Consider the following 12,639-nt stretch of genomic DNA (forward strand, 5'->3'; position numbering starts at 1 on the left):
AACTTCCTTCCCGCGTCACGGATCCCCCGATCCGACCCTACGTCAGCGAGCGGTGGTGATCAGCCGGCGGGTGACGGCCGTGGCCGGACTGGGCGAGCCTGATCCCGGCCCCGGCCGAAGACCCTCGCCGTCACGTCGCCGGCGGTGCTGTTCCGGGTGGTCGTCCGCCGGCCGCTCCTGGAGCGGGCCCGCGAGCAGGCGGAGATGGGGCTCGCCGGATCGATGGAGGGCCACGCGGCGATGCACATGTCCCTCCAGGGGCCGGGGACGTTCCGGCGCGGTCGCGCTGGTGACGCGGTTCGCGCGCACGGGCGGCCTCGGGATGCTGCGGATGATGGCGGCTCCCCTGGCCGACAGGCGAGTTGCGCGCCGAACCAGAGTGAGTGTACAGTCACTCACATGACGAAGCGCGGTGCCACCCTCTCCACCTCCGACGCCCGGCGGGACGTCGTCGTCGACGCTGCCATCACGGAGTTCGCACGCGCCGGCTACCACAGCACGCCGATCAGCGCGGTGGCCGCGCGGGCCGACATCTCCCCCGCCTACGTCTTCAAGTTGTTCCCCAGCAAGGTTTCCCTCTTCGTCGCCGCGCTCGACCGGTGCTACGAACTGGTCGCGCACGCGCTTTCGAACGGCGCCGCCCGCGCCGGCGACGCCGGCCCCGAGACGATCCTGGACGAAATGGGCGGCGCCTACGCCGAGCTCATCGCCGACCGGAACCTGCTGATGCTGCAGGTGCACGCCCAGTCCGCCGCCGACACGCCCGAGATCGCCGACGCCGTGCGCCGCGGCCTCGCGAAGGTCACCGACCTCGCCCGGTCGCGGTCCGGGGCCGCCGACGAGCACGTCCAGCGGTTCGTCGCCTACGGCCAGCTCTGCCACCTCGTCGCGACCCTCGACCTCGACGAGCACGCCGGCGACTGGGCCGCCGTGCTCTCCGCCGGCATCCGGCACCCCGGCAAGAACTGAACCCGGCCCATCGGGCTTTTCCACGCCCAGACAGTGATTGACCAATCACTCACAACGGAAGGAAGCACCATGACCGCCACCGAGATCGTCCTCCCCGGCCTGGTCGAGCCCGACGGCCTGCGCGTCGAGCACCGCGAGCTGCCGCGGCCGGGCGACGGCGAGGCGCTCGTGCGCGTCGAGGCCAGCGGGGTGTCGTTCGCCGAGCAGCAGATGCGGCGCGGGAAGTACTACGACCAGCCGCCGTTCCCGTTCGTGCCCGGCTACGACGTCGTCGGCACGGTGGTCGAAGCCGCCGATCCCGCGCTCGCCGGGCGCCGGGTCTCCGCCCTGACGAAGACCGGCGGCTGGCGCAGCCACGTCGTGCTGCCGGTCGCCGACCTGGTCCCGGTGCCCGACGGGCTGGACCCGGCCGAAGCCGAGACCTTCGTGGTCAACGGGATCACCGCGTGGCAGATGCTGCACCGGATCGCCCGGGTGCGGCCCGGGGCGACGATCCTCGTCCACGGCGCGAGCGGCGGCGTCGGCTCGACGCTCGTGCAGCTGGCCCGCGCGGCCGGGATCGAGGTCATCGGCACGGCGTCGGCCCGCAACGCCGAGGTCGTCACCTCGCTCGGCGCCACACACGTCGACTACCGCGGCGACGTGCCGTCGCGGGTCCGCGCGCTGGCGCCGGGCGGCGTCGACGCCGTGTTCGACCACGTCGGCGGGCCCGGGATCGTCGAGTCGTTCCGGCTGCTCGCGCCCGGCGGCACGCTGGTCGCCTACGGCAGCGCGTCCACCAAGGACGAGCCCGGCAACTCGCGGCTGCCGGTGCTGAAGCTGTTCGCGCGGCTGCTGTGGTGGAACGCGCTGCCGAACCGCCGCCGGGCCCACTTCTACAACGTCTGGGGCGGCAAGCGGAACCTCCCCCGGTTCCGCGCCCGGCTGGCCGAAGACCTCGGCGCGGTGTTCGACCTCGCCGTCACCGGCACGGTGAAGGCCCAGGTCGCCGCGCGGATTCCGCTGACCGAAGCCGCGCGGGCCCTGGCGCTGGCCGAATCCGGCACCGTCGCCGGCAAGGTCGTGCTCGTCCCCTGAATTTCCGGCCGTTCGGGTGAGTGACCAGTCACGCACTCACGGCCGCACTCCGCGGGCCGCTCGCGCCCGGCACCCGGTTCCGCTGACGGGTCGCGGGGATGACGATCGATTCGACCGTCTCCGCGGTGCGGGCCCCGCACCGGATTCTCTGGGGCCCGGCCCGCGGCATCACCCGGATAACCGCCGCCGAAGCGTGCCGAGCGGAAGAGGGCCCGGTCGTGGCCGGGCCCTCTTCCGGCGTCAGTCGGTGCCGGACTCCATCGCGGCCTGGTCGAGCAGGACGTCGTTGCCCGCCTTGCCGCGCGAGGCGATCACCTCGGCGCCGCCTTCGGGCATCGCGCCGATCAGCCCGGTCGAGGCCGCCTGGGCGGCGCCGATCAGCTTCGGGTGCGAGTTGCCGCCGACCATGCCGAGGCTCGCGTACTGCTCCAGCTTCGCCCGCGAGTCCGCGATGTCGAGGTTGCGCATGGTCAGCTGGCCGATCCGGTCGACCGGGCCGAACGCCGAGTCCTCGGTCCGCTCCATCGACAGCTTGTCCGGGTGGTAGCTGAACGCCGGGCCCGAGGTGTCGAGGATCGAGTAGTCCTCGCCGCGGCGCAGCCGCAGGGTCACCTCGCCGGTGATCGCGGTGCCCACCCAGCGCTGCAGCGACTCGCGCAGCATCATGGCCTGCGGGTCCAGCCAGCGGCCTTCGTACATCAGGCGGCCGAGCCGGCGGCCCTCGTTGTGGTAGCTGGCGAGGGTGTCCTCGTTGTGGATCGCGTTGACCAGCCGCTCGTAGGCCGCGTGCAGCAGCGCCATGCCCGGCGCCTCGTAGATGCCCCGGCTCTTCGCCTCGATGATCCGGTTCTCGATCTGGTCGGACATGCCGAGGCCGTGCCGGCCGCCGATCGCGTTGGCCTCCAGGACCAGGTCGACGGCGGTGGCGAACTCCTTGCCGTTGATCGTCACCGGACGGCCCTGCTCGAACCCGATCGTGACGTCCTCGGGCGCGATCTCGACCTCGGGGTCCCAGAACCGCACGCCCATGATCGGCTTGACGATCTCGATGCCGGTGTCCAGGTGCTCCAGGGACTTCGCCTCGTGCGTGGCGCCCCAGATGTTGGCGTCGGTCGAGTACGCCTTCTCGGTGCTGTCGCGGTAGGGCAGGTCGTGCGCCAGCAGCCACTCCGACATCTCCTTGCGGCCACCGAGCTCGGTGACGAACGCGGCGTCGAGCCACGGCTTGTAGATCCGCAGGGAGGGGTTGGCCAGCAGGCCGTAGCGGTAGAAGCGCTCGATGTCGTTGCCCTTGAAGGTCGAGCCGTCGCCCCAGATCTGGACGTCGTCCTCGAGCATGGCGCGCACCAGCAGCGTGCCGGTGACCGCGCGGCCGAGCGGGGTCGTGTTGAAGTAGCTGCGACCGCCGGAGCGGATGTGGAACGCTCCGCAGGTCAGCGCCGCCAGACCCTCTTCGACCAGTGCTTCCTTGCAGTCGACCAGCCGGGCGATCTCGGCGCCGTAGGCGTGGGCCCGCCCGGGCACCGACGCGATGTCGGGCTCGTCGTACTGGCCGATGTCGGCGGTGTAGGTGCAGGGCACCGCGCCCTTGTCGCGCATCCACGCGACCGCTACGGAAGTGTCGAGGCCACCGGAGAAGGCGATACCGACACGCTCGCCGACGGGCAGGGAAGTGAGCACCTTGGACATGCGAATGATTATGCACGGCTATGCATCACCGTGCAATCCGGGGTGCGCCGAGTCACGGAAACTCCGTTGACCCGGGTGGTTCGGTGGGAGCATGCGGATGCACGCGGATCAGCACGCGGTCGACACCGGCCCGGTCCGGCGGCTCGTCGACGGGCAGTTCCCCCGCTGGGCCGGGTTGCCGCTGACTCCCCTGGCCTCCGGCGGCACGGTCAACGCCGTGTACCGCCTCGGCGACGACTTGACCGTCCGGCTTCCGCTCACCGAGGGCGGCTCCGGCGACATCGCGAAGGAACGCCGGATCCTCGGCACCCTCGGCGGGCTGCCGGTGGCGGTCCCGGCCGTCGTCGCGGTGGGCGAACCGGCCGAGGGCTATCCGTGGCCGTGGGCGGTGCACGGCTGGCTCGACGGCGCACCGGCACGCGAAGGCCACGCAGCGCGCGGCCTGGCGGAGTTCGTCCTCGCGCACCGGGCGAACCGGGCCGACGGTCCCCCGGCCTTCCGCGGGCAGCCGCTGTCCACCGTGGACACGGCCACGCGCCGGGCGATCGAAGACCTGAGCCGCACCGACGAGCCCTTCGACCCGGCCGCGGCGCTCGCCGCCTGGAGCGAAGCGCTCGACGCTCCGGAGTGGGCCGGACCGCCGTGCTGGGTGCACGGCGACCTGATGCCGGGCAACCTCCTGCTGCGCGACGGCCACCTGACCGGAGTCCTCGACTGGGCCACCGCGGGCCTCGGCGACCCGGCGGCCGACCTGATCCCGGCGTGGAACCTGCTCACCGCGGACACCCGGCAAGGCTTCCGCGACGCCGTCGGCGCCGACGACGCGACCTGGGCGCGCGGCCGCGGCCGGGCCTTGTCGATGGCCGTGATCCAGCTGCCGTACTACCGGCACACCAACCCGGTGATCTCGGCCAACGCCCGGTACGTGCTCACGGAGCTGGGCTGCGTCCCGGCTCCGTGAGCACGCCGGATCAGCTCGGCAGGAGCGCCGGGGCCGCGAGGCGGGTGGCGTTCGCCGCCGCGTCGTCCGGGGCTTCCTGCGCCGAGCGCTCCGCCTCGACGCGCGCGAGGTAGTTCGCGACCTCGCGCTCGCGCTTGTGCTCGTCCCAGCCGAGCAGCGGCGCGATCAGCCCGGCGACCACCGGGGCCGCCGCGACGCCGCGGTCGCGTTCCTCGATCGAGATCCGCGTCCGGCGGGTCAGGACGTCCTCCAGGTGCAGCGCACCCTCGTGGGAAACCGCGTAGACGGCCTCCACGCGGAGGTAGTCCGAGGTGTCCGTGATCGGCTGGGCCAGCCCGGGCTCCGCCTCGATCAGGTCGACGAGGTTCCAGATCCGCGTGCCGTACCGCTGCAGCAGGTGCTCGACGCGCGGCAGCGGCAGGCCCGTCCGCGAGGCGAGCGAGAAGCGGTCCTCCCACAGCTCGTGGTAGCCCTCGGCGCCCACGATCGGGAGCCGGTCGGTCCACGACGGCGGGGCCGGGCGGCCGACCTCCTCGACGGCGGCGTCGACCGCGTCCGCGGCCATCACCCGGTACGTCGTGTACTTGCCGCCGGCCACGATGACCAGGCCCGGTACCGGGCGCGCCACCGCGTGCTCCCGCGACAGCTTCGTCGTCGCGGTCGCCTTCGCCGCGAGCAGCGGCCGCAGTCCCGCGTAGACACCCTCGATGTCGTCGTGCGTCACGGGTGTGCGCAGGACGGCGTTGAGGTGGTCGAGCACGTAGTCGACGTCCGCGCGGCTGGCCGCCGGGTGCTCGCGGTCGAGGTCCCACTCGGTGTCGGTGGTGCCGACGATCCAGTGCCGTCCCCACGGGATCACGAACAGCACGCTCTTCTCGGTACGCAGGATCAACCCGGTGTCGAGGTCGATCTTCTCCCGCGGCACCACGAGGTGGATGCCCTTGGACGCGCGGACGGTGAACGGCGCGGGAATCCCGGCCGCCTCGGCCATGTCGTCGCTCCACACGCCGGTCGCGGCCACGACCGTCTTCGCCCGGATCTCGAACTCGACGCCGCTCTCGCGGTCGACGACCTTCGCGCCGACGACTCGCTCGCCCGCACGCAGCAGCGAGGTCACGCGAGTCCGAGTGAGCACCGAAGCACCCTGCTCGGCGGCCGTCCGCGCGATCGTCATCGTGTGGCGGGCGTCGTCGACCTGCGCGTCGTAGTACTGGATCGCGCCGATCAGCGCGTCGTCGGCCAGGCCGGGCGCCACCTTGAACGCACCCCGCTTGGACAGGTGCCGGTGCCGCGGCAGCGCGCGGGCGCCGCCGAGCGTGTCGTACAGCGTGACGCCCGCGCCGATGTAGCCGCGTTCCCACACCCGGTGCTGCAGCGGGACCAGGAACTTCACCGGCCGCACCAGGTGCGGGGCCAGCTTCTGCAGCAGCAGCCCGCGCTCCTTCAGCGCTTCGCGGACCAGCTTGAAGTCCAGCTGCTCCAGGTAGCGCAGGCCGCCGTGGATCAGCTTCGACGACCGGCTGGACGTGCCGGCGGCGAAGTCGCGGGCCTCGACCAGCGCGGTCGACAGGCCCCGCGATGCCGCGTCGAGCGCGACGCCGGCGCCGGTCACTCCCCCGCCGACGACGAGCACGTCGATCTCTTCGTCCACCAGCTTCCGCAGCGTCTCGGCCCGGTACTGCGGGGAAAGCGGGGTCACGGTGTTCCTCCTCCTGTTCACTGCACGTCGACCCAGTCGAGCGTGCGGCCGACGGCCTTCTGCCAGCCCGCGTAGCCCTCGGCGCGCTGCTCGTCGCTCCACGACGGCGTCCAGCGCTTGTCTTCGTTCCAGTTCTGCTCCAGCTCGTCGGTCGAGGACCAGAACCCGACGGCCAGGCCGGCCGCGTAGGCGGCACCGAGCGCGGTGGTCTCGGCGACGACCGGCTTCGACACCGGCACGCCGAGGATGTCCGCCTGCAGCTGCATGCACAGCTCGTTGGCGGTCACGCCGCCGTCCACCCGCAGCACGTCCAGCGTCACGCCGGAGTCGTTCTGCATCGCCTCGACGACGTCGCGGGTCTGGTAGCAGATCGCTTCCAGGGTGGCCCGGGCCAGGTGGGCGTTGGTCGTCGCGCGGGTGAGGCCGACGATCGCGCCGCGGGCGTCCGAGCGCCAGTACGGCGCGAACAGACCGGAGAACGCCGGGACGAAGTAGACGCCGCCGTTGTCCTCGACCTGGCGGGCCAGGCTCTCGCTCTGGGACGCGCCGCTGATGATGCCCAGCTGGTCGCGCAGCCACTGCACGGCCGAGCCGGTGACGGCGATCGAGCCTTCCAGCGCGTAGACCGGCTTGTCGTCGCCGAACTGGTAGCACAGCGTCGTGAGCAGGCCGTGCTTCGAGCGGACCAGCTCCTGGCCGGTGTTCAGCAGCAGGAAGTTGCCGGTGCCGTAGGTGTTCTTGGCCTCGCCGGGCCGGAAGCACACCTGCCCGACGGTGGCGGCCTGCTGGTCGCCGAGGACACCCGTGAGGGCGACCTCGCCGCCGAGCGGGCCGTCCGCGCGGGTGGTGCCGAAGCGGCCGGGGTTCGACGACGGCCGGATCGCCGGGAGCATCTGCCGCGGTACGCCGAAGAACGACAGCAGCTCGTCGTCCCAGTCGAGGGTCTCCAGGTCCATCAGCATCGTGCGGGACGCGTTGGTCGGGTCGGTGACGTGCACGCCGCCGTCCGGTCCGCCGGTGAGGTTCCAGATGAGCCACGAGTCGGTGGTGCCGAAGAGGGCGTCGCCCTTCTCGGCGTCCTCGCGCACGCCCGGGACGTTCTCGAGGATCCACTGCAGCTTGCCGCCGGAGAAGTACGTCGCGGGCGGCAGGCCGGCCTTGCGGCGGATCACGTCGCCCTTGCCCTCGCGCTCCAGCGCCGAGGCGATGCGGTCGGTGCGGGTGTCCTGCCAGACGATCGCGTTGCCGTAGGGGCGGCCGGTGCGGCGGTTCCAGACGACGGTGGTCTCGCGCTGGTTGGTGATGCCCAGCGCGGCGAGGTCACCGGCGGTGAGGTTGGCCTTGTTGAGCGCGGTCGCGATGACCGAGCGGGTGCGTTCCCAGATCTCGGTGGCGTCGTGCTCGACCCAGCCCGGCTTGGGCAGGATCTGCTCGTGCTCGAGCTGGTGGCGGGCGATCTCGTTGCCGCCGTGGTCGAAGATCATGAAGCGGGTGCTGGTCGTGCCCTGGTCCACGGCACCGACGAAGTCCGGCATGGTCGTGCTCCTACTCAGTTGGCGGGCTCGAGGTCCTTGGCGGGCATGGCGTCCAGCGGGTGCCCGGCGGGCAGGAAGCGCTCGATCAGGTACTTGTAGATCGCGCCGCCGACGAGGGCGCCGATGATCGGGCCCACGATCGGGATCCACCAGTAGGGGAAGCCGTACTGGTCGGTGAACGCCGTGTCGTAACCGGTCAGCCAGGAAGCCAGACGCGGGCCGAAGTCGCGGGCCGGGTTGATCGCGTAGCCGGCGTCCGTGCCCCAGGCCATGCCGATCGCGACGACGAGGAAGCCGACGACGACCGGGGCCAGGTTCGCCCCCGGCGAGGTGTTGCGCAGGTCGGTGATGGCGAACAGGACGATCAGCAGGATCGCGGTGCCGATGATCTGGTCGCGGAAGGCACCCCAGTCACCCACCGGCAGCGTGCCGTTACCCGGAAGAGTGGAGAACACGCCCTGGGTCTTGATCGTCAAGCCGGGGTCCTTGGCGTTGAGCACCTCGGTGTAGTTCCAGCGCACCAGCAGCGCGGCGAGGAACGCGCCGGCGGTCTGCGCGAGGGCGTAGGGGGCGACCTTGCGCCACTCGAAGCCCTTGAACACCGCGAGCGCGACGGTCACGGCCGGGTTGAGGTGCGCGCCGCTGATCCGCGAAGCGACGTAGACACCGAGCGTGACGCCGAGCCCCCAGGCCCAGGCGATGCTGTCGTGGTCCCCGATGCCCGCGGCGACGACCTGCGCCACCACCCCGCACCCGAACAGGATGAGGATCATCGTCCCCACGAACTCGGCGGCCATCTCGCCGACGAGCCCGTGGGCCTTGAGGTTTCGCACCATTGCTTCCTCCACAAAGGACCGTTCATTCCCCCTGATGGAGGAAAGCTAGGTTCGGGGTGCGGAGGGGTCAACGGACGCCGGTCGGCATTGTCGAACGACCGGAGTGGATGTTCGACATTGTCGAATCGTGGCCGGTCGGGTTAGGGTCGCGCCGTGCCCGGTCCGATCCAGTCCATCGAGCGCGCCGCCGCGATCCTGCGGTTGCTGGCGCGCGGCTCGGGACGCCTCGGGGTCGGCGAGATCGCCGAATCACTGGAGCTGGCGAAAGGCACCGCGCACGGGATCCTGCGCACGCTGCAGGGCGTCGGGTTCGTCGAGCAGGACCGCGACACCGGCAAGTACCAGCTCGGCGCGGCGCTGCTGCACCTGGGCACGAGCTACCTGGACGTCAACGAGCTGCGGTCGCGGGCGATCAACTGGGCCGACGCGCTGGCGGCGCGCAGCGGCGAGGCCGTCCGGATCGGCGCGCCGCTGGAGGGCCGGGTGCTGGTCGTGCACCACGTGTTCCGGCCCGACGACAGCCTGCAGACCCTCGACGTAGGGACGCTGCTGCCGCTGCACGCGACGGCGCTGGGCAAGGTCCTGCTGGCCTACGACACGACGCTGAAGGCCAGCCCGGAGCCGTACACGCGCCGCACGCTGGTCACGCAGAGCGCGATCAAGCGCGCCTGCGCGAAGGTGCGTGAAGCGGGCTGGGCGGTGGAGAACGGCGAAATGATCTCGGGCGAGGCCGGGATCGCCGCGCCGATCCGCGGGCACGGCGGCATCGTGGTGGGCGCCATCGGCGTGTCGGGCGCGGTCGACCGGATCTGCGACCCGGACGGCGGCCCGAACCCGAGGCTGCTGGGCCACGTCCGCGACGCGGCGCGCGCGGTGTCGCGGGACCTGGGCGCGTCGCGATGGTGAAGGGAAGACCATGGTCCAGCGGTACGTGATGTCCATCGACCAGGGCACCACCTCCACCCGGTGCATCCTGTTCGACGCGCGCGGCCGGCTGGTGTCGGTGGCCCAGCGCGAGCACCAGCAGCACTTCCCGCGGCCCGGCTGGGTGGAGCACGACGCCGTCGAGATCTGGCGGAACCTCTCCCGGATCGTCCCGCAGGCACTGGCCGACGCCGGCGCGACCGCCGAGCAGGTCGTCGGGCTGGGCATCGCCAACCAGCGCGAGACGACCGTGCTGTGGGACCGGCGGACCGGCAACCCGGTCGGGCGGGCGATCGTCTGGCAGGACACCCGCACCGACGCGATGCTCGAACAGCTCGCCCGCGAACCCGGCGCCGACCGCGTGCGGCAGCTGTGCGGCCTGCCGCTGGCGACGTACTTCTCCGCGCCGCGCGTCCGGTGGCTGCTCGAACGCACCCCGGGCCTGCGCGAGCGGGCCGAGCGCGGCGACGTGCTGTTCGGCACGATCGAGAGCTGGCTGATCTGGAACCTCACCGGCGGCGCGGAGGGCGGCGTGCACGTCACCGACGTCACCAACGCCTCGCGCACCATGCTGATGAACCTGCGCACGCTGAACTGGGACGACGAGCTGCTGGAGTTCTTCGACGTCCCGCGGGCGATGCTGCCGGAGATCCGCTCGTCGACCGAGGTGTACGGGACGACGTCCCGGGTGGTCCCCGGCATCCGGATCGCGGCGGCGCTGGGCGACCAGCAGGCGGCGCTGTTCGGCCAGACCTGCTTCGCGCCCGGCGAGGCGAAGTGCACGTACGGCACCGGCAGCTTCCTGCTGCTCAACACCGGGCCGACGCCGGTGCTGTCCACGCACGGCATGCTCACCACGGTCGGGTTCAAGATCGGCGACGAGCCGGCGGTGTACGCGCTGGAGGGGTCGATCGCCGTCACCGGGTCGCTGGTGCAGTGGTTCCGCGACGGCCTGGAGCTGATCGGCAGCGCGCCGGAGATCGAGACCCTGGCCCGCACGGTCGAGGACAACGGCGGCTGCTACATCGTCCCGGCGTTCTCGGGGCTGTTCGCGCCGCACTGGCACAGCGAGGCCCGTGGCGTGATCGCCGGGCTGACGTCGTACATCACGAAGGGCCACCTGGCGCGGGCGGTGCTGGAGGCGACCGGCTGGCAGACGCGTGAGGTCGTCGACGCGATGAACGCCGACTCCGGATTGGCGCTGTCGTCGCTGAAGGTGGACGGCGGGATGACGGCCGACAACCTGCTGATGCAGTTCATCGCCGACGTCCTCGACGTGCCGGTGGTGCGTCCGATGGTGGCGGAGACGGTCTCGCTCGGCGCGGCGTACGCGGCGGGGCTGTCGGTCGGGTACTGGCCGGACCTGGAGGGGCTGCGGCGCAACTGGCACCGGGCCGGGCAGTGGCTGCCGGCGATGGACCCGGCGCGCCGGACGAGCGAGTACGCGCACTGGCGGCAGGCGGTGGAGCTGACGTTCGGCTGGATGCGCCCGGGTCCGGCCGCGGCCGCGCCCGGGTCGGACCTGGTGGAGGTGCTGCTGGCCGACCACCGCCGGTTCGAGCAGCTGCTGCGCGACCTGCGCAACACCGAGGCCGACCGCTCGGCGCCGGCGGCGGAGCTGGCGGCCCTGCTGGTCGCCCACGCGACGGCGACGGAACGGATCGTCCGCCCGGCGGCGCCCGGGGTCCCGTTCGCGGACGACCTCCTGGCGGTCCTGGAGGACGAGGACTTCGAAAAGGCGTTGCTGCGGTTGGAGAACGTGGTGGACGCGCACGTCCGCGGCGAGGAGCGCGGGCTGCTGAACGAGCTGCGCACCACCATGTCCACATCGGACCGGACGGGCCTGGGCCGCGCGTTCGTGGCGGAGCGCATCCGCCAGCTGTCCCTGAACTGCGGTGCGGCGGCCCACATCCGCGACCTCGCCGACCGGCTGCGGCTTTAGCGGGCCGCGAGCAGAAGCGTGGCGGGTCATCGGCCCGGCGCTCGGCGCCGCTAGCGGGTGCGCAGGCAGCGGCTGCTCTCCCGCACCACCAGCTCCACCTCCACGGGCTCGCGCGGCAGCGGCACCCCGTCGATCCGTGCGGCGAGCGCCGCCAGTGTCTGCCGGCCCGCTGCCACGAAGTCCTGGCGGACCGTCGTCAGCGGGGGTGCGAAGTACGCCGCCTCCGGGACGTCGTCGAAACCCACCACGTGGGCGTCGCGGGGGACTCGCATTCCCGCCTCCGTGAACGCCGCCAGCAGGCCGAGCGCCATGTGGTCGTTGGCCGTGAACACCGCGCCCACCCCGGGCTCCACCGCCAGTGACTGTCCCGCCCGGTAGCCCGACCGGGCCGACCAGTCGCCGCGGACCACCGGGGGTACCTCCGCGCCGTGGCGCTCCAGCGTCTCGCGCCAGCCGCGCTCGCGGGCGCGGGCGATCGGGCCCTCTTCGGGGCCGCCGACGTGCCAGACCGTCGGGTGCCCCAGCTCCAGGAGGTGCTCGGTGGCCCGCCGCGCGCCTTCGTACTGGTCGGCCGACGCCGCCGGCACCAGCGGGACGCCCGTGACCGCCGGCAGGTCGGCCGCCAGGTCCGGGTCCAGCACGACGATGCCCGCCACGCCCTGCAGCCGCAGCCCGGCCACCGCCGCCGGCACCGCGGAACGGCCCCGGCCCGGCACGCCGAACACGTTCAGCACGTACCCGTGCTCCCGCGCCGCCGCGTGCAGACCCTGCAGGTCGGGCCCCGAGGCGCTCCCGGTGACGATCACGCCCAGCGTGCCCCGGCCCCGTGCGCGGCAGGGACCTGCGTCGTCCACGGCCATGCGCCGATGTTAACGATCACAGCATCGGACGTGCACTTCCTTCACCTTCCATAAATAACGAAACGGTAACGCGCCGAGCGGGGTTTGAACCCGTTCCGATCCACGGCCGTTTCTGCCAATGCCGGAACCAGTGGCACCGGACCGATC

Annotated in this window: 10 protein-coding genes; 5 read left to right on the top strand and 5 right to left on the bottom strand. The window is 72.3% G+C overall.

Annotated features, from left to right (window positions below):
• Nucleotides 1-399 precede the first annotated feature (399 nt).
• Nucleotides 400-969, top strand: a complete 570-nt coding sequence (locus BT341_RS28225; protein WP_072479158.1) for a TetR/AcrR family transcriptional regulator — start codon at nt 400-402, stop codon at nt 967-969.
• Nucleotides 970-1,038: 69 nt separating this feature from the next.
• The gene (locus tag BT341_RS28230) at nt 1,039-2,046 is read left to right on the top strand and encodes a medium chain dehydrogenase/reductase family protein (protein WP_072479159.1); all 1,008 of its coding nucleotides are present in this window, start codon (nt 1,039-1,041) and stop codon (nt 2,044-2,046) included.
• Between the two features lie 240 nt (nt 2,047-2,286).
• On the opposite strand, the gene argG is transcribed toward BT341_RS28230, so the two are convergent.
• Nucleotides 2,287-3,735 (bottom strand): argininosuccinate synthase, encoded by a 1,449-nt coding sequence (argG, locus tag BT341_RS28235; protein ID WP_072479160.1) that lies wholly within the window; start codon nt 3,733-3,735, stop codon nt 2,287-2,289.
• Between the two features lie 97 nt (nt 3,736-3,832).
• Here argG and BT341_RS28240 point away from each other — a divergent pair, with 97 nt between their 5' ends.
• Nucleotides 3,833-4,696 (top strand): aminoglycoside phosphotransferase family protein, encoded by an 864-nt coding sequence (locus BT341_RS28240; protein WP_177328908.1) that lies wholly within the window; start codon nt 3,833-3,835, stop codon nt 4,694-4,696.
• 10 nt (nt 4,697-4,706) lie between these two features.
• Here the strand turns inward: BT341_RS28240 and BT341_RS28245 are convergent, their stop codons facing one another.
• Genes BT341_RS28245 through BT341_RS28255 form a run of 3 tightly spaced genes read right to left on the bottom strand, consistent with a single transcriptional unit; the run spans nt 4,707 to nt 8,766 of the window.
• The gene (locus tag BT341_RS28245) at nt 4,707-6,395 is read right to left on the bottom strand and encodes a glycerol-3-phosphate dehydrogenase/oxidase (protein ID WP_072479162.1); all 1,689 of its coding nucleotides are present in this window, start codon (nt 6,393-6,395) and stop codon (nt 4,707-4,709) included.
• Nucleotides 6,396-6,412: 17 nt separating this feature from the next.
• Nucleotides 6,413-7,930 (bottom strand): glycerol kinase GlpK, encoded by a 1,518-nt coding sequence (gene glpK / locus BT341_RS28250; protein WP_072479163.1) that lies wholly within the window; start codon nt 7,928-7,930, stop codon nt 6,413-6,415.
• Between the two features lie 14 nt (nt 7,931-7,944).
• Complete coding sequence (locus tag BT341_RS28255; RefSeq protein WP_072479164.1) at nt 7,945-8,766, bottom strand: MIP/aquaporin family protein; 822 nt, start codon at nt 8,764-8,766, stop codon at nt 7,945-7,947.
• A 153-nt stretch (nt 8,767-8,919) separates the two neighbouring features.
• Here BT341_RS28255 and BT341_RS28260 point away from each other — a divergent pair, with 153 nt between their 5' ends.
• Both BT341_RS28260 and glpK (BT341_RS28265) read left to right on the top strand, forming a co-directional pair.
• Nucleotides 8,920-9,672: an IclR family transcriptional regulator gene (locus BT341_RS28260; protein ID WP_072479165.1), complete on the top strand. Its 753-nt coding sequence runs from the start codon at nt 8,920-8,922 to the stop codon at nt 9,670-9,672.
• Between the two features lie 10 nt (nt 9,673-9,682).
• Nucleotides 9,683-11,632 carry a glycerol kinase GlpK gene (gene glpK, locus BT341_RS28265; protein ID WP_072479166.1) on the top strand — a complete coding sequence of 650 codons (1,950 nt, stop codon included), beginning with the start codon at nt 9,683-9,685 and terminating at the stop codon, nt 11,630-11,632.
• Between the two features lie 50 nt (nt 11,633-11,682).
• On the opposite strand, the gene BT341_RS28270 is transcribed toward glpK (BT341_RS28265), so the two are convergent.
• Nucleotides 11,683-12,492, bottom strand: coding sequence for a substrate-binding domain-containing protein (locus tag BT341_RS28270; protein ID WP_072479167.1), 810 nt, complete (start codon nt 12,490-12,492; stop codon nt 11,683-11,685).
• Nucleotides 12,493-12,639: the final 147 nt, after the last annotated feature.

It is taken from the genome of Amycolatopsis australiensis (assembly GCF_900119165.1).
GTDB lineage: Bacteria > Actinomycetota > Actinomycetes > Mycobacteriales > Pseudonocardiaceae > Amycolatopsis > Amycolatopsis australiensis.